Consider the following 17,211-nt stretch of genomic DNA (forward strand, 5'->3'; position numbering starts at 1 on the left):
AAGGCACGCTCAACTATTCGCCGCTCTTCGTGCAAACCACTTCCGAATCTCCTCCACCCACAGCACGCTGCTGCCGATGAGGCCGAGGAGGAAGATGTCGGCCAGCGGGATGGGGACGGTGTGGAAGACATGGTTGAGCGTGTCGGTGTAGATGACGAGCAGGTGGAGCAGATTGCCGAGCACGAGGCCGCCGACGAGCCAGAGGTTCTTGAAGACATCGAGGCTGAGCGTGGATTTGAGCGCGCTGCGGCAGTTGAGAACATTAAACCACTGGCTGATGGCCACGAGTGTGAAGGTCTCCGTTTGCACGAGTTCAAACGGCGCGCCGCTGGCCATGCTCCACATGAAAAAGCCGAAGATGGCAACGACGGAGGTGGTGACCATGAGCAGCAGGCGGTTGAACATCGGCCGTGTGATAAGCGCCTCGCCAGACGGCGTGGGCTTCCGGCGCATTTCATCGCCTTCCAGGCCTTCCATGATGAGGTTCACGGTGACGGTGCCTTCGGTGACGATGTTGATCCACAGGATCTGCACGGCGGCCAAGGGCAGGGGATAGCCGCACAGCAGCGCCAGCAGCAGCACGAGAACTTCGTCAATAGACGTGGCGAACAGGAACAGTACCACCTTCTTGAGGTTCTGATACACGAGCCGGCCTTCTTCGACGGCTTTGACGATGGTGGCGAAGTTGTCATCAGTGATGACGATCTTGGCCGCGCCCTTCGCCACTTCCGTGCCGGTGATGCCCATCGCCACGCCGACATCGGCGGTGGCAAGAGCGGGCGCGTCGTTCACGCCATCACCGGTCATGGCGACAACCTGTTTCTGCGATTGGAAGGCCTCGACGATGCGCAACTTCTGCGCCGGATGCACGCGGGCGAAGACGGAGATGCGGTCCAAACTCGCGCGCAGGTCGGGTTCGGACATGGCTTCGAGTTCCGCGCCATCCACGGCGATGTCACCGGGCCTGGCGATGCCCAGTGCGGTCGCAATCGCAAGTCCGGTGGCTTTGTGATCGCCCGTGACCATCACGGGCCGGATTCCCGCGACGAGGCATTCCTCAACAGCGGCTTTGGCCTCTTCGCGTGGCGGGTCCATCTGCCCCAGCAGGCCGAGGAAGCGCAGACGACCACGATACGGCTCAAAGCCCGCCGCTTCATCGAGCACGGCGTCATTCACCTCGGCCACGGCCAGCACACGCAATGCCTGCGCGGCGAGATCGGTGGCGGTTTGATGTGTTTTGGCCAGATCGAGGGTCGAGGGATCGCAGAGGTCGAGCAGCATCTCCGGTGCGCCTTTGAAAACGATGCGCCCGCTCGCGTTGTGACCATTCTGCGTCGCCATCATCTTCGTGGTGGCATCAAACGGAATCTCTGCGCGGCGTGGTGACTGATGGCGCAGTGTTTCCGGTTCCACCCTGCCCTTAAGCGCGACGGTGAGCAGCGCGGACTCGGTGGGATCACCCAGCGCACGCCAGCGTGTGTCAGCAGCATCGGGCGGCACGAGTTGGGCATCGTTGCAGAGCACCACGGCCTCCAGCAGCGACTTCACGGCGGCGTCATTGGGCGCGTTGAGTTCTTTGCCATCGACATTGAGCCTGCCTTCCGGCGAATAACCGGCACCTGTAACTTTGACGCAGCGCGCATCGGGCAGGATGAGCGTGGTGACGGTCATCTCATTCTTCGTGAGCGTGCCCGTTTTGTCGCTGCAAATGATGCTCGTCGAGCCCAGCGTCTCCACCGCCGCGAGACGCCGCACGATGGCACCGCGCCGTGCCATGCGCTGCATGCCCACCGCAAGCGCGATGGTCATCGCGACTGGCAGACCTTCGGGCACCATCGAAACCATCTGGCTGATCGCCACCATGAATATCTCCACAAACGGCAGGCCGCGTAGCAGTCCGAACGCGATGATCACGCCAAACAACACGATGGACGCCACCACCAGCCATTGCCCAAACTGATGCAGCCGCAGTTCCAGCGGCGTCTTCGGGTCCGTGGCCGTCGAGGTGAGCTTGGCGATCTTGCCGACCTCCGTTTGCAATCCGGTGGCGACGATCACTGCTCGTCCACGCCCAGCCGTGAGGTGCGTGCCGGAGTAGATCATGTTTTTGCGATCGCCGAGGCCCGAGTCCTCCGGCAGCGCCCCGGTATGCTTTAAAACGGGCAGAGATTCGCCTGTCAGCGCGGCTTCAGTGGCCTCCAGCGCCGCCGCTTCGAGCAGACGTGCATCCGCGCTGACCGCATCTCCCGCAGCGAGCAAAACAACGTCTCCGGACACCACATCGCGTGCTTCAATGATGGACTCGGTGCCATCCCGCACCACGCGCACTTTGAGCGATGACATCTTGCGCAGCGCCTCCATCGAATGCTCCGCCCGGCCTTCCTGCAGCGCACCGATGACCGCATTCACCAGCACCACGACGAGAATGACGAACGCATCATTGGAATGCCCCATCGCAAACGCGATCACTGCTGCGACGAACAGGATGTAGATGAGCGGGCTGGCAAACTGCGCCGCAAACACCTTCCACATCGGCTTGTGCGCGGCCTCGGGCAGTTCGTTCGGGCCGTGTTGTTCGAAGCGTGAGGCGGCCTCGGCGGCGGTCAAACCGGAGCGGGCGTCGCTTTGCAGGTTTTTCAGTGCAGTTTCGGGAATCTCAGCGTGCCAGTTGAGAGGGGGGGGGGCAGGCATGGAAGGATGGTAGGACACATGCCATACGTCTGCCATGCCATGTTTGTGCCGCTCTTGTTCGTGGCGCAGTTTTTCGTTTGTTCTGAGCGGACTGCCGTTAGGATGCTGATCATATGAGTGCCCTGTACAGAGATGGTGCGGTAAGGCAGCGTCTCATCGAGTTTCTCGGTGGCGACTCGCTTGACCACGCCACAGCGGTGTATCTGACGCATTCGGATGGATTCACCTTTGACCGCAGGGAACTGCGTCCGCCAGCGGAGCTGGACTGGTTTCTGGAGCGTGATCTGGACATTGCCCGGTCACTGGCGGATTCACAGTCCTGCCTGCTGCATCTGGACGTCGAGTATGTGAACTTTGATTCACCCGCCGAGGCGTTTGTGGATCCATGGCGCTGCTTTGACCTGCAGGAGCCGGTGGTGCGGGTGATCGAGTCGCTGCTGCTGGAGTGGGGCATCCGCCCGCTGCACCTGATCACCGGGCAGGGGCATCACTTTGTGTGGCGTGTCAGCCGTGAGAGTGCGGTGGCGGCACGCCTCCGCAGCCTGTCTCCAGCGCCGGAACTGACTCGCCGGTGCATGGAACGGCTGCCGCCCATCCTCACCGGGCACATCGGGGCAGGCGATCAGGATCTCTTCGCGTCGGTGGCGCTGCTGATCGAGTTTGTGGCGCACAGCATCAAGGAAAAGGCCGCCTCACAGTGCATCCTGCCGGTGGAGATCACCGCCGTGCACGTGGGGCCGTGCGTGACGGCGCGGCGTGAGATGATCTCCATCGACATCTCGGAGTATGGCGATCCGCTGCACGCGCGGATGATTCGCATGCCCTTCACGAATTATCGCAAACCTTGGGTGACCGGGCTGGTGAGCCATTTCCATCTGGAGGAAGAAATTCCCGCCATGGTTTCCATTCCGTTGCACGAAATGGACTTTCGGCAGGCCCTGAAGGCCCGGCAGGTGGATGAGGATGTGCTGGATCTGGCGCGACGAGCGTGTGTGCGCATCCCATTGCAGGAAGCGGGCACCGAGCGCCTGCTGGATCACTACCTGGCCTCGCGGTTGCGCCGGTTTCATGAGTTTTATTATTCAACGCAGCATGATCCACAGGAGCGCTGGCCGGAAACGTACGATCACACACCTCTGGACGTGCTGCCACACTGTGTGAGACATCTGCTCGAATGGCCCAACGATCTGCTGCTGAAGCCGGCCGGCATGCAGTTGGTGACGCGCTGCATGCTCGCGCAGGGCTGGCATCCACGGCACATCGCCGGCCTGATCCGGTCGAAGTTCGAGAACCCGGCGCATGCCTGGGGCATCCGCTGGGATGACTATGAGGCCGGCACCCGCGCTGATTTTTACACACGCCTGTTCGCCGGCCTTCACTTCACCGGGCTGGACCGCCTGGTGGATTTCAACTGCACCTCCACCCAGGAAAAAGGCTTCTGCCATCCACCCGCAGAGGGATTCTGTGAGCTGGAAACATCACGAACCCAACTGCTTTCCAATCTGCCCTCATGAACGACTGGCCCATCGCCCTCTCAACCGGCTGTTTTTACAGCCGCAGCATTTTTGACATTCTGGAGCCTGTGCGCGACGCGGGATTTCGCCAGATTGAAATCTGCTCCTTTCCGAAGCATCTCGACTTTCACAACCAAGATGAAGTCCTGCGTGCCGCAGAGCGCCTGCGCGCCCTGCAACTGGATCCGGTGTCGTTCCATGCGCCGTTTGCCGACAGGATCGACATCACGGCGTTGAACGAGACAACACGGGAGGCGGCTGTGCAGGAACTGCTGCGCGCCTGTGAAGCCGCGGCCCTGCTCGGCTGCGAGCATGTCGTCCTGCATCCGGGACCGGAACGTGAGGGGCGCCCCCCGGAGGCGGAATTCCTGCAGCACATGCATCATGCCGCCGCCTCTCTCAATCGTGTGGCGGCGCGTTGCTGCGAACTGGGCGTCCATCTCCTGCTGGAGAACATGCTCGCGCATCTGATGTTCGGCCATGTGCGGGAAATGATGTATCTGCTGGGCGAGATCACCGTCTGCGACGTGGGCACCTGTCTGGACACCGGGCACGCGCACCTGGCACGGGAGATGGCGCTGGTGATTCAGAAGCTCTCCGGCCATCTCAAGATGGTTCACATCAATGACAACTGCGGCGACTGGGATGCCCATCTGCCGCCTGGTGAGGGCACCATCGACTGGCCCTGGGTCATCCGTGAACTGCGCCACCATCACTTTCACGGTGTTTTGGTGCTGGAACTTCATGGTGGCGGGCAGGACACTGTGGAGTCGATGCTCGCGCGCGCCGTGCGTGGCCGTGATTACCTCAATCGTGTGGGTGGAGCTGTCTGAACAACATCACCGTGAGATGACGAGTGCTCCAGCTATCAACCGCTGCGGCAGGCTGCACGTTTCTTAGAGTCCGGGACAGTCGTCGTTCCAGTCGGCGGCAGCGAGTTCTGATCCTGCGGTGAAGCCTTCCAAATTCCAGCGCAGTCGTCCGTCCGGCGCAACGCAGGGCGGCAGTGCATGCGGATAGTAGAGCGTATGAAGGCCCGCCATCTGGCCATAGCTCAGGTGCCCGCCTTCCACCACGGTGCCGCACACCTGCTGCAACAGACACTGGCCCGTACCCACCCAAGGACAGGGAAGCGAGCAATCTTGTTTGGAGGTGCCATGGTTCATGCATTCATCGCGTTACCGAACTGCTGGGGGCTCGTAGATGTTGCTTTTTAGAGGAGGTTGCCCTGCGTGTCTATCCGAGGAAATGCGCGATAGATGCTACTGGAATCCATTAGCTCTGGCCGTCAAGATTGGCAGTCGCTATGGATTGCTGTTGGCGGATCACCAGGTCGCTCAACAGCACGTCAAGCACCTGATCGAGTTTCCCGTCTGTCAGGATCGAGAGCTTCTCGTTTGGCTGCAGTTCATGAGGTGGTTCGTAGTTGGCGCTCAGGAGCTTGTAGTCTTCGAGGCGTGCGTCTGACACGACCGTAGCATCTTGGTCGCGTTCCTGGAGGCGCTCACGCACCACCGGCTCACCAGCGCAGGCTTCAATCCATCGAACGTCGCAGCCTTCCGAAGCCATGAGCTGCTTGAGGGCGTTGCGATGATCGAGTTTGGAGAACGTGGCGTCGAGGATGACGCTGTGGCCCTTGTGCAGTGAGGCGAGGGCCTGCTCAAACAGCAGGTCGTAAGTTTTTTGGGTCATTTCGGGCGCATACAGCGCGTCGCGCTCTGCCTTGCTGCCGCGATGGTTCAGTGGTGTGCCAGCCAGTGTCTTGCGCAGCCGGTCTGAGGAGTGAATCGGCCAGCCGGTCTCCTGGCTGAGCGCTTCGGCGAGCGCTGACTTGCCAGAGGCCACTTTGCCCATGAAGACGAAGACACACGGCTTAGATCGGGTGACGGCATATTGCAGCGCGAGCTGAAAGTAGCGGCGGGCGAGTTGCAGGCTCGACTGCTTTTCAGCATCAGCCACGGTCTCCGCGTTGGCGTGCATGCTTTCCACCTTGCCGCGCACACAGGCGCGATAGCATTTGTAGAAGTCCATCAGCGGCTTCATGCCGCTGTCTTCCAGCAGCACGGCGAAGCGTTCGACGATGTGCCGCGAAAGATCGGGTCGGTCATTGAAATCGAGGTCCATGGCGAGAAACGCGATGTCGCAGGCCACATCAATGCAGCGGAAGTCGGTGTTGAACTCGATGCAGTCATAAATGCGCACGGCCTCGGGTGAGAGATGGATGTGATCGAGATGAAGATCGCCGTGGCAGTCGCGAATCCAGCCGTCGTGCAGGCGTGAGTCGAGTAGAGCGCTCTGCCGTGTGAAGAACTCACGGGTGTAGAGCGCGATGGCATCAAGCGCGTGCTGGGAGAGGCTTTGGCCGACGAACTGCCTGGCGGTCTTGAAGTTGTCTTCGGTGCCTTGGCGCAGGTGCTCATTGGCCGTCGTCACGGCACTCTTCGGCAGAGGTGGTTGCGTGGCATAGAAGCGATGGAGCTTGTCCACGATGCGATCCATCTCCGGGATGCCCACGGCTTGATCCTGCATGAGCTGTTTCAAAAAGTAACGCGGGTCCATTTGACGCATCTTCACGGCCCATTCGACGATCACACCGTCGCTGCCAAAATGCAGACTGCCATCGCTCTCGCAGATGGGTTTGAGACCCAGGTAGATGTCCTCGGCGAGGCGGCGATTCAGCACCAGCTCGTGCTCGCAGTCAGCATGTCGGAGTTCAAGCGTGGAGAAGTCGAGGAAGCCGAGGTTCACCGGCTTCTTGATCTTGTAAACGAAGGGCGGCGCGATGAAGACCCATGAGGCATGCGTTTGCACCAACGTGACCTGCGGCGGGTGATGCGGATACGAATCGATGTCGGACAGGAAGCTCAGCAGACGTTGGGTGGCGGTGGAGATCATGAGGCGGCCCACTCGATGGCTGATGACCTCACACCGTTTTGGCGGCTGGCTCCAAGGCTGCTGCCAGCACTTCGTCCACGGTTTCCACTGGGATGATTTTCAAGCGCTGCCTCACCTCATCAGGCAGATCGGGCACGTCCTTCTCGTTGAGTTTGGGGATGATGATGGTCTTGATGCCGGCACGCAGGGCCGCGATGGATTTTTCCTTCAAGCCCCCGATGGGCAGCACCAGGCCGCGCAAGGTGACCTCTCCGGTCATGGCCACGTCCTTGCTCACGCGGCGGTTGGAAAACAACGATGCCAGTGCGGTAAACATGGCGATGCCAGCAGACGGACCATCTTTCGGCACGGCACCGGCGGGCACATGCACATGCACTTCGTTTTTGTCGAAGACCTTCGGATCAATGCCGAGCTGCGCGGCCCGGCTGCGCACGAGGCTGAGCGCGGCGCGGACGGATTCCTTCATCACATCACCGAGCTGGCCGGTGAGAGTGAAGCCACCTTTGCCGGGAAACTTGATCGCCTCAATGTGCAGCACCTCGCCACCGGCAGTCGTGTAAGCGAGGCCGGTGACGACACCGGGCGTGCTGGTTTGCAGCTTGCTCTCACGCACAAACGCCGGAGGGCCGAGAGATTCGCGCACGAGGCCGGGCGTGACTTTGGCCTCGGTGATTTCCTCTTTGGCGATGCCTGCGGCGATGTGCCGTGTCACCGAGGCGATCTGGCGCTCCAGGTTCCGTACGCCAGCTTCACGTGTGTAGTCCTCGATCACGCGCTCGATGGCTTCGTCGCTCCAGGTGCATTGGGCCTCGGTCAGGCCGTGCTCGGTGAGCTGGCGTTTGACGATGTAGTTCTTCGCGATGTTGAGCTTCTCCCGCTCAGTATAGCCAGACAATTCGACGATCTCCATGCGGTCGCGCAACGGAGCCGGGATGCTGTCGAGTGTGTTGCAGGTGGCGATGAAGATGATCTGCGAGAGGTCGAACGGCACATCGATATAGCGGTCCGTGAACTCCTGGTTCTGACGTGGATCGAGTACTTCCAGCAGCGCACTGGCGGGATCGCCGCGAAAGTCCGCGCCGAGCTTGTCGATCTCATCAAGCATGAGCACGGGATTGCGGGTGCCGAGCCGCTTGAGTTCCTGAATCAAACGTCCCGGCATGGAGCCGATGTAAGTGCGGCGATGACCACGAATCTCCGACTCATCACGCAGACCACCAAGGCTGATGCGCGCAAATTTGCGGCCCAATGCTTCGGCGATGGATTGACCGAGGCTCGTTTTGCCAACGCCAGGCGGTCCGAGGAAACACAGGATCGCCCCCCGGCCGGTGGGATTGAGTTTGCGCACCGCGAGGTATTCGATGAGCCGCTTTTTCACCTTCGCGAGGCCGTAGTGGTCGCGATCGAGAATCTCCTGCGCCTTGTGCAAGTCCACCTTCTCGTCGCTGAGCACGTTCCAAGGCAGCTCGGCGAGCGTTTCGAGGTAGTTGACGATGACGGAATGATCCGGGCTTTGCGGCGGGATGATTTCCAGCCGTTTTAGCTCGCGGTCGGCTTGCATCTTTGCTTTCTCCGGCAATCCAGCCTTGTCCAGACGCTGGCGGAGATCCTCCACCTGCTCCTCACCACTGCCATCTTCACCCAGTTCCTTTTGAATGGCGCGGAGCTGCTCGCGCAGATAGGCGCGCTTCTGCGCCTCGGAAAATTCGCTGCTGACATTCTCGCGCAGCTTGCTCTGCAGGTCGGCGATGTGCAGCTGGTTGTGGAGGTGAACTTCCAACGCCGCCACGCGACGTGCGACATGTGTTTCCTCCAGCAGTTTCTGCTTCGCTTCGGTTTCGATGCTCAGATTGGCGGCCAGGATGTCGGTCAGCGTGCTGGCATCTTCGATGGTCGAGAACACGGCTTTGACTTCGTCCGAGACTTCAGGCCGCAGACTGAGCAGTTTCTCGGCAGACTCGCGGAGATTGCGCACGGCCGCTTCGGCCATGTCATCATCCTTCGACGGCATCTGGCTGGAGAGTGTCTCCACCTCCGCCTTCATGAACGGCTCCTGCTGGGTCACCTGCTTGATGCGCATGCGCTGCTCGCCACGCACCAGAATGACGACGCCCTTGTCCTGGCGGATCATGCGGATCACACGGCCGATGACACCGTGCTCGTGCAGGTGCTCCAAAGAAGGATTCTCGCTCTCCTTGTCCTTTTGCAGGACCAGTCCGAGCAGCTTGCTTTGCGTCAGGCTTTCTTCGAGCAATTGCAGGCTGGAGGCCCGGCCGATGCTCAGCGGCATGATGGTGCCAGGAAAGAGCACCGTGTCGCGCAGGGGCAGGATCGGCAGCACCTCGACCGCTCCCGGCACGAGCGTGACCGGCGGTCCGTCCGCATCCGCAGATGACGCCACGCTCGTTGTCGCAGCAGTGGTCTCGGCACCTTTCAAAGAGAGAGTGTCCGTCATGACTCATCCTCCTGTTGAACGACCGGAAGTGTGATCCAGAGCCAGCCGTTGTCCTGCTTCGCGACCACGCGCTCGGTGTCCACCGTCACCGGGAATTCGAGGACGCGCTCGAAGCTGCCATCCGCGATTTCCATGACGAGGATACGGCAGCGGTTGGACTGGTCACAGCCGCCATCAGGCGGCTGGCGCTGACCACGGATCACGAGACGACGCGGCTCCACCTCCACCTTGATGTCCTGTTTGCGCGCACCCGCCAGATCCACACAGACTTCGATGCAGTCTGCATAGGCATAGACATTCACGTCCGGCCGCCAGGTGACATCAGGAGGTTGCAGGCCCGCGAACTGCAGCCCTTGAAGCTGCGCGGCCAGTTGGTCCGTCATCGAAACGATGCGGGTAAAGCGGATGCTGCGTGGCATGGTGTGAGCCGGATCAGGATGGCTCAACCGGCGGCTGTGGCACCGGTTGGAGATGGGTGTGCTGGCTGCAGAGTTCAAAAGCCTTCAGCAGGCCGAGTCCCAGCAACGTGGGAGGCAGCAGTGCCACGGCAAGCGTGGTGAGCGGGCGGACCATGGCGCGCGTGGGCAGCAGTTTGAGCAGCAATCCGGCACCCATGGCGGCGGCGACCGCCTTGGCCGGTTCACGGCGCACATAAGCTTCCGTCCGCTCAAGGGTCCGCTGAAGGCAAAGCTCAGCGGGATGAGGTGGGTCACGTTCATTCATGGCGTGCGATGGTGGATGAGTGTCAGCGTCCGCCTCGTGCGGATTGTGATTTCGGGCTGGCTTTCAACTGGCGGATGCCCCGGTCCTCCCGCAGATCTTTGGACTGCTTGAAGTTGTTATCGTGCTTCCGGGGCTTTTTGGCCGTTTCACTGTGGTTGGCTCCGAGCTTGCGTGGGAGTGGCTTCGCTGTGGCTTCAGGGGCGGTGTCTTTCGTGGATGTGGTCTTCGTTTTCATGGCAGTGGTGTCAGGTTAGCGGAGGATGGCGCGGCGGCTTCTCGTGGTTTGGCGATTGTCGGGCGGATCATGTGCTGGCTGGAGCGGCGGGAACCTTCGCCTCATCCTGGTCGATGTCTTCAAACGAGCGCCGTACCGTTTCGATCTGCTGGCGGTAGTGCTCGGCGTCGCCGTAGTCGAAGAAATGCCGGTAGCGGCTGTGCATGGACTTCATGCGCAGCGCGTGCTTGATCGGGCACCAGTACTGCTCCGTACGCGCGGCGATCTCGGTGGCGCAGGCCAGCACGCCGTTGGCATAGCCGCAGTACTCGCAGTTGAGCTTTTCCGCCCAGTTCAGGTAGGCCAGATGCCGCCGGTCCAGTTGGATGTAGTCAGCGCGTTTCACCTTGGGAATGCCATAGATTGGGAAGCAGACAGCCTGATAGACCGACATGAACAGATCCATCAGGGCGATGGGAAGGATGCAGGACAGGATCACCGGCGTGGTGAGAAGAATCATGAAACGCGATTCCCGGATGTAGGCGGTGAAGCGCTTCACCAGCAGCTTGTGCCGGGCGCGGGCTTCTGTGGTGAAGCGGATCTTGCCCTGGCGCACCTCATAGAAGAACTCCTGTTCCTTCTTTTGCAGTTCGCGCAGGATGTCCTTTTCCAGCACGCGCATCTTCTCCAGCATGGAGTCGAGGGAGTCGTTCATGGGTGTGAAATCATTTCTATTTCGAGTCTGACGACCCTATTGATGACTGGCGATGACAAAAGAAGCTCAATGAGCTGTTTTTCTGCACAGCATCCATCTGGGAATGTTGCAGACGGGGCACGCGAGAGGGGTTACAGAAGCGTTAACAAGGCATCTCCACATGAAATACTCCGGCTCTTCAAGCGTCAGGACCGCTGGTTCCCGAACATCACTGACCAATCTGCGACTGATGATGACAGCCGTTCTGCTGTCTGGCTGTGCCGGACGTATGAATGTGAGTGAGAAGATGATGTGGTCCACCTATCCGCTGGCCACGCGGAAAGGGGAGGCGACAGGATTTGTCATCAACCTGCGCGATGCGCAGGAGCCCGGCGGCATGCTGCCGGTCGTCTTCACCTCCGTGCATGTGCTCGACACCGTCGGTCGTGGGCCGTTGATCATCGGCATCCGCAAGTTGGATGAGAATGGCGAGGCGCAGGTTTCTCTCCTCGCCTTCAACCCGCTCGTGTCGCAGGGCATGGAGCGCTTTTACGTGCGCCATCCGCGGCATGATCTCGCGGCTTTCGCACTGCGTCTGCCTGCGGAAATCGCCGGCCGCGCCAAGATGTCGTCTTTTCTGGATGAACGCATGCTTGCGAGCGACGGCAGATACCTGCGCTCAGGGGTGGAGGTTTCATTCCTGGGCTATCCTGAAGTGCTACCCGGCACAGAGGGCGCCTTCCCAGTGTTGCGCAGCGGCAGAGTCGCCTCCTATCCGGTGGGAACGTCACAGGCGCATGGGCGGTTTCTCATCAACTCCGATGTCTATCCCGGTGACAGCGGCGCGCCGGTGTTCATCTCGGGTCGTGGCAGCCGTCCCGAACTGGTGGGCATGATCATCCAGCGCATCGGTCCTAAAGCGCAGACTTTCTCGCACCTCGCCGTCGCGGTCGATGCGGACGCGATCCGTGAAACGCTGGAACTGCTGGCGGCCAGGGAAAAGCGGCTGGTTGTGGTGAAAGCCGACTCATCCCAGCCAGCACGCAACAAAGATGACTGAGCTGGACCAAGTGATGTAGGTCAAAGGGCAATTTTCACACAGACTTCGCTCATTTGGGTCACACAACCCTGTTGGCGTCCAGGGAAGGGATGAATAGCATTTGCAGATGAAAGCTCACGTCCTCGAATCTCATCGAGGCGGACAAATCCCACACGTTGCGGCGCGATATTGCCCTTGCCCCCTCATCCCATGAACACCCTGAACACCATCCTCGTCGCCGTGGATTTCTCCATCGGCTCACGTGCCGCTCTAGAGCAGGCCGCGCGCATCGCCAGTCTCCAAGGGGCCAAACTGCATGTGCTGCATGTGGCGGACTCCTCCGCAGTGGCAGCGCTGGCCCGCAGCCGTGAATCAAGCTACGAGATCCAGGCAAAGACAGCGTCTGAAGGCGCCCAGGCCGCGCTCATCCGCTGGCTGGAACAGTCTGAAGTGCCGGCCAATGCCGAGGTCACGATTGCGGTCGGTACGCCTCTGCATGAGATCCTTGAGCACGTCCGCAGCTTGAAAGCGGATTTGCTCGTGGCCGGGATCACCGGAGCAGGCGATGCGGTCTCAGGTGCCGGCTCGGTTTCTTGCAAGCTGGCCCGCAAGTCACCGTCACGGGTGCTGCTGGTGCGGTCCGATCACCCGCAAGCCTTTCGGAAGATCGTCGCCTGCCTTGATTTCTCAGAGACCTCGCGTGAGGTGGTTGCCGCCGCCCGCCGCATCGCCGTCAAGGACTCGGCCAGCGTGGATTTCCTGCATGTCTGGCAGGAGCCATGGGTGGTAGGCCCTTATGGCGGCACGTTTGCAGAATCAACCTATCCGGTAATTGTTTTCACTCCGTCGGAGCGCAAGGCTCACATCGAGAATCTCCGCCGGGAGTTGCATGAGTTCGTGCGCGATGCAGCACAGGGCATCGAGTCCACCGAGGTACTTCAGGAGTCGATGAACCATGGCAACGGCATCGTGACCCATGCGCAGGAGTCGAAGGCGGACTTGATCATCGTTGGCAACAAAGGACGCACCAATCTGCGCTACGTCCTGTTTGGATCGACGGCGGAGCACCTGCTGACGCGGCTGCCATGTTCAGTGCTCGTGGTGAAGCCCGTGCTTGAATGATTCCACCCCGCCTTGTGTTTCCGGCTAGATTGGGTGCATTCCTTTTAAACTGCGATGAAGTCCTGTGTTGCCGGGCTCTGCTTCGCCCGCATATTCTCACATCCTCACCAGGAGGAGCCATGAACACCCTCGAAGCCCCCCAGCCAACGCCACAAGCACGTTTTCCCTCTGTCACCGAATGGAAGGCCATCGTCTCTGAGTTTCAAAAACCGTCTCTGGGACGTGCTGTCTGGCAGCTTGTAAACACCCTCGTTCCTTACGCCGCGCTCTGGTATGGCATCTATCTCGCGTTCAGCGTCTCGTGGTGGCTGGTCATCGGGCTTGCCATGCTCGCGGGCGCGCTCATGGTGCGCGTGTTCATCATCTTCCACGACTGCGGGCATGGTTCGTTTTTCAAGTCGCGCCTCGCGAATGACATCACCGGCTTCATCACCGGCATGCTGACCTTCACCCCTTATTACCAGTGGCGCTGGGAACATTCGCTGCACCACGCCACCACGGGCGACCTCGACCGTCGTGGCATCGGCGATGTGTGGACCATGACGGTGCAGGAGTATCTCGAATCCTCGCGTTGGAAGCGCTTCGCCTACAAGCTGGCGCGCAATCCCATCGTGCTGTTCCTCATTGCCCCCTTTGTCCTCTTTGTCCTGCTGCAGCGCATCCCCAACAAGCGCGGTGACAGCCGGGAGAAGTGGTCGGTGTGGTACATGAACCTCGCGCTTCTGGGCATGGTCCTCGGTCTCTCGTGGGTTTTCGGGCCGGTTCACTATCTCATCGTTCAAGCCATCATCACCGGGGTGGCCGGGGTTTTGGGCGTGTGGCTGTTCTACATCCAGCACCAGTTTGAAGACGCCTACTGGGAGCACCACGAAGAGTGGGACTACACGGCTGCCGCGCTCCAGGGATCCTCGTTCTACAAGCTCCCGCGTGTGCTCCAATGGTTCTCGGGCAACATCGGCTTCCATCACATCCATCATCTCAGCTCCCGCATCCCGAACTACCATCTGGAGCGCTGTCACAACTCCCATCCCATCTTCCAGCAGGTCAAGCCCATCACCATCCGCATCAGCCTCAAATCCCTGGCCTACCGCCTTTGGGACGAGCAGCACAAGAAGCTCGTCGGTTACCGCCGCATGCGTGAGATCCGCCGTGAGAAGGCCGCAAGCGATGCCGCCAAGAAGCAGCAGGAATCCGGCGACGGCACGAGGGGGAATGGCACCTCCAGGTGAGGCAAACTTCGACACCGCTGCTGGCCTGATCGTTGTGGGTGCCATTTCTTGGGTTCATGATGAGGGCTTGTTCAGACGAGGTTTAGCCGCCCCGTGATCCTCCAAGCCGCCCTGCCTTTCAAACCCAGACAACTCCCCAGGCTCGAAACCCAATTCGGCGCTGTTTCGACCGGACCAGATTTCCAGCAGCACCGTGGTGACGGCGAGAACGGCGGGACCGAGGATGAGACCTGCGGGACCAAATTGGATCAGGCCACCGACCACCGACATGAAAGCGAGTATGGTGTGAAGTTTCAGCCGTTTGCCCACCAGGATGGGCCGCAGCAGATTGTCGATAGTGCCGACGACAATCAGGCCCCAGAGGGTGAGAATCAGCGCATTCCCATAACTGCCTTCCAACGTCAGAAGGAGGGCCGCTGGAATCCAAACCACAAAGGCTCCCAACACCGGCACCACAGCCAGCAATGCCATCACCACTCCCCAGAGCATCGGCGCGGGCAGGCCCAGCCACCAGAACATCAGTCCGCCCAACAGGCCCTGAACGGACGAGACGGTCAGCGTGCCATAGATCGTGGCGTGAATGGTATCGCTGACACGACTAAAGATCCGGTCCATTTCCACTCCCGTGAGTGGCGACAGAGACTTGAGCGTCTGCAGCGCTGCACGACGGTCACGGAGGAAAAAGAACAGCAGATAGAAAGTCAGGCAGAAGTCGATCGCCTGAAGCAGGGAACCCGTGACGATGGAGCCGGCACTGGAACTCAGCCAGATGGCGAAAGACTTGACGGTTCCCGGCAGGTCGATCTGCTTCTCGATCTTGTCGGCGAGAGGCGCCAGAAGCGGCTGCGCTGCGAAGGTGCGCCGCCACTCGCCTGAGGTCACCTTCGTTTCGATGAGATCCGCGCCTTTCGCTGCTTGCACGACGAGCCGCTGCCCCACGAATGTCAGCGGGACGACCACAATCACGCCGATCACCAGGACGGAGACGAAGGCGGCCAGCCTGGGATGCTTGAGCTTCGACTCGACCCATCGTTGGAACGGCGTGAACAAGACCGCCAGTCCCAGCGCCCACGCCAGCGGGGGTAAAAATGGCACGGCCAGCCGATAACAGAGATAAATGCCGAAAGCCGTCGCCACCATCAGCACGAGGGTCTGCACGTGGCTGCGTGAGCCCCAGTCATTCGCGATTGGATCAGCCATCTGCTTGGTTTCTAGTTGGTTCATCCTTCAACTGTGGCGAAGGAAGCCGGTCACTTGACGCCAGATCACAGAGCAGCACCGCAGCGGCAAATCGCGGCCTGCTTTATTTGCCGATCAAGAGCATGACACCCGCAACGATGGCGAGAATTGGCACCAGGATGCTGAGCTGGCCGAGGCTGAACCCGAAGGTTCCAATGAGGCCAACGATGATCAGATAGATGGCAAGCAGGAGCATGCCGAGGTTCTTGGTGTTCATGGTTGTGTTGGTTTCTGCTGAGTTCCTGATGGCGATGACGCCTGGTCAAGGCGCTCGCTGCCGTTCAAGCTTTTTTCCCAGCCGTAATCAGCAGCAGGATGCCGCCGACCAGTGCGACACCCCCGACGACGGGTGGCAAGGGGAAAGTGTGAGTCTCTTCGGTCGTCACCTGGATGGGACCAAGGTCAATGGCCTTCTCCCTGGTCGTGTATGTGAATCCTTGGTAGCCTAACGCAATGATGCCGATGGCGATGAGCACGATGCCGACGATGGACTGTGTTTTCATAAGATTGGAAGGTGGCGGTGTTTAGTCTAACAGGATCGTGCATGCGCACGCCAGAAAAAAGAAAACGCTGCATGTAACGCGGCAGGTTGGTGACATTCAAGCCGAACCAGCAAACGCACAAGGATGGCAGACTGGTTCGAAAAAAGCGCCGAGAAGCAGCCGTCGCCCGATGTTAGGCGTAAAAGTCTTGAAGGCCGGTCAGGAGAAGGCGCTCTGAACTTGGCATCCCATCAACCAGCCGCCTGCAACCAACCGTCTCAAACATCATGAACATCCTCATCATTCTGCTCATTCTCCTGCTTCTCGGCGGCGGCGGTTATGGATTCAGGTCTGGCAACCACTACTTGGGTGGTGGTGCCAGCCTTATTGTCATCATTCTGATCATCTTGCTCTTGACCGGGCGGATCTAGCCTCTTTAGGCTCACAACTATGAAAACCATCGTGGCCTTGGTCGATCTTTCCGATCTCACCTTCAAAGTGCTCAAGCAGGCGCACGCGCTGGCCACGGCATTCAACAGCCAGGTGATCATCCTGCATGTGGTGGCGAAGGAACCCGTGGTCGTCGATGTGGGACTTGTCTCACCCATGATCATGCAGGATCCCTCCCCGGAATTGGTCCAGAAGCACTACGCGCAGCTCCTGGAGATGCGCGATTCCCTGGTTAAATTCGGCGTGCGTGCCTCCGTCCAGCAACTGGAAGGGGCCAGCGTGGAGGCGGTGCTCGCAGAAACCAAGAAGTGCCACGCCGATCTGATCATTCTCGGATCGCATCATCACAGCACGTTTTACAGGCTGCTCGTCGGCAGCGTCGCGGATGATGTTTTGAAGCGCGCCCATTGTCCGGTGCTGGTGGTCCCGAGCGAGGTGGATGCTCCGGGGCAAAAGTAATTCTC

General features: G+C 60.2%; 18 protein-coding genes. 7 read left to right on the top strand and 11 right to left on the bottom strand.

What is annotated here, in order from left to right:
* Window positions 1-9: 9 nt before the first annotated feature.
* Window positions 10-2,691, bottom strand: a complete 2,682-nt coding sequence (locus U1A53_RS13035; protein ID WP_322281517.1) for an HAD-IC family P-type ATPase — start codon at window positions 2,689-2,691, stop codon at window positions 10-12.
* Between the two features lie 113 nt (window positions 2,692-2,804).
* On the opposite strand from U1A53_RS13035, the gene U1A53_RS13040 reads away from it, so the two are divergent.
* Both U1A53_RS13040 and U1A53_RS13045 read left to right on the top strand, forming a co-directional pair.
* Window positions 2,805-4,205, top strand: coding sequence for a hypothetical protein (locus tag U1A53_RS13040; RefSeq protein ID WP_322281519.1), 1,401 nt, complete (start codon window positions 2,805-2,807; stop codon window positions 4,203-4,205).
* Window positions 4,202-5,038, top strand: a complete 837-nt coding sequence (locus U1A53_RS13045; protein ID WP_322281521.1) for a sugar phosphate isomerase/epimerase family protein — start codon at window positions 4,202-4,204, stop codon at window positions 5,036-5,038. Before U1A53_RS13040 ends, U1A53_RS13045 begins: the two co-directional genes overlap by 4 nt.
* A 63-nt stretch (window positions 5,039-5,101) precedes the next feature.
* On the opposite strand, the gene U1A53_RS13050 is transcribed toward U1A53_RS13045, so the two are convergent.
* From U1A53_RS13050 to U1A53_RS13080, 7 genes are all read right to left on the bottom strand, one after another.
* Window positions 5,102-5,371: a hypothetical protein gene (locus tag U1A53_RS13050; protein WP_322281523.1), complete on the bottom strand. Its 270-nt coding sequence runs from the start codon at window positions 5,369-5,371 to the stop codon at window positions 5,102-5,104.
* Window positions 5,372-5,480: 109 nt separating this feature from the next.
* The gene (locus U1A53_RS13055) at window positions 5,481-7,100 is read right to left on the bottom strand and encodes an AAA family ATPase (protein ID WP_322281524.1); all 1,620 of its coding nucleotides are present in this window, start codon (window positions 7,098-7,100) and stop codon (window positions 5,481-5,483) included.
* 28 nt (window positions 7,101-7,128) lie between these two features.
* Window positions 7,129-9,555: an endopeptidase La gene (gene lon / locus U1A53_RS13060; protein WP_322281525.1), complete on the bottom strand. Its 2,427-nt coding sequence runs from the start codon at window positions 9,553-9,555 to the stop codon at window positions 7,129-7,131.
* Window positions 9,552-9,974 (bottom strand): Hsp20/alpha crystallin family protein, encoded by a 423-nt coding sequence (locus tag U1A53_RS13065; protein WP_322281527.1) that lies wholly within the window; start codon window positions 9,972-9,974, stop codon window positions 9,552-9,554. The genes lon and U1A53_RS13065 overlap by 4 nt, the downstream gene beginning before the upstream one ends.
* 13 nt (window positions 9,975-9,987) lie before the next feature.
* Window positions 9,988-10,278: a hypothetical protein gene (locus tag U1A53_RS13070; protein ID WP_322281529.1), complete on the bottom strand. Its 291-nt coding sequence runs from the start codon at window positions 10,276-10,278 to the stop codon at window positions 9,988-9,990.
* A gap of 22 nt (window positions 10,279-10,300) precedes the next feature.
* Entirely contained in the window at window positions 10,301-10,513 is a 213-nt protein-coding gene (locus U1A53_RS13075) for a hypothetical protein (RefSeq protein WP_322281530.1), read from the bottom strand.
* A 67-nt stretch (window positions 10,514-10,580) separates the two neighbouring features.
* Window positions 10,581-11,207: a hypothetical protein gene (locus U1A53_RS13080; protein ID WP_322281532.1), complete on the bottom strand. Its 627-nt coding sequence runs from the start codon at window positions 11,205-11,207 to the stop codon at window positions 10,581-10,583.
* 229 nt (window positions 11,208-11,436) lie between these two features.
* On the opposite strand from U1A53_RS13080, the gene U1A53_RS13085 reads away from it, so the two are divergent.
* The 3 genes from U1A53_RS13085 to U1A53_RS13095 all read left to right on the top strand — a co-directional run bounded on the left by U1A53_RS13085 (window position 11,437) and on the right by U1A53_RS13095 (window position 14,576).
* On the top strand, window positions 11,437-12,246 hold the full coding sequence (locus tag U1A53_RS13085) for a serine protease (RefSeq protein ID WP_322281534.1): 810 nt from the start codon (window positions 11,437-11,439) through the stop codon (window positions 12,244-12,246).
* A 189-nt stretch (window positions 12,247-12,435) separates the two neighbouring features.
* A complete protein-coding gene (locus U1A53_RS13090; RefSeq protein WP_322281536.1) occupies window positions 12,436-13,347 on the top strand; it encodes a universal stress protein in 912 nt (303 codons plus the stop codon).
* 119 nt (window positions 13,348-13,466) lie between these two features.
* Complete coding sequence (locus U1A53_RS13095; protein ID WP_322281538.1) at window positions 13,467-14,576, top strand: fatty acid desaturase; 1,110 nt, start codon at window positions 13,467-13,469, stop codon at window positions 14,574-14,576.
* Window positions 14,577-14,630: 54 nt separating this feature from the next.
* On the opposite strand, the gene U1A53_RS13100 is transcribed toward U1A53_RS13095, so the two are convergent.
* From U1A53_RS13100 to U1A53_RS13110, 3 genes are all read right to left on the bottom strand, one after another.
* On the bottom strand, window positions 14,631-15,800 hold the full coding sequence (locus U1A53_RS13100; protein ID WP_322281540.1) for an AI-2E family transporter: 1,170 nt from the start codon (window positions 15,798-15,800) through the stop codon (window positions 14,631-14,633).
* A gap of 79 nt (window positions 15,801-15,879) precedes the next feature.
* Window positions 15,880-16,032 carry a hypothetical protein gene (locus U1A53_RS13105; protein WP_322281542.1) on the bottom strand — a complete coding sequence of 51 codons (153 nt, stop codon included), beginning with the start codon at window positions 16,030-16,032 and terminating at the stop codon, window positions 15,880-15,882.
* 64 nt (window positions 16,033-16,096) lie between these two features.
* Entirely contained in the window at window positions 16,097-16,318 is a 222-nt protein-coding gene (locus U1A53_RS13110; RefSeq protein ID WP_322281543.1) for a hypothetical protein, read from the bottom strand.
* A 266-nt stretch (window positions 16,319-16,584) separates the two neighbouring features.
* On the opposite strand from U1A53_RS13110, the gene U1A53_RS13115 reads away from it, so the two are divergent.
* Complete coding sequence (locus U1A53_RS13115; protein ID WP_322281544.1) at window positions 16,585-16,728, top strand: DUF3309 family protein; 144 nt, start codon at window positions 16,585-16,587, stop codon at window positions 16,726-16,728.
* A gap of 19 nt (window positions 16,729-16,747) precedes the next feature.
* Window positions 16,748-17,206, top strand: a complete 459-nt coding sequence (locus U1A53_RS13120) for a universal stress protein (RefSeq protein ID WP_322281546.1) — start codon at window positions 16,748-16,750, stop codon at window positions 17,204-17,206.
* Window positions 17,207-17,211 lie beyond the last annotated feature (5 nt).

Source organism: Prosthecobacter sp. (assembly GCF_034366625.1).
Classification (GTDB): Bacteria; Verrucomicrobiota; Verrucomicrobiia; order Verrucomicrobiales; family Verrucomicrobiaceae; genus Prosthecobacter.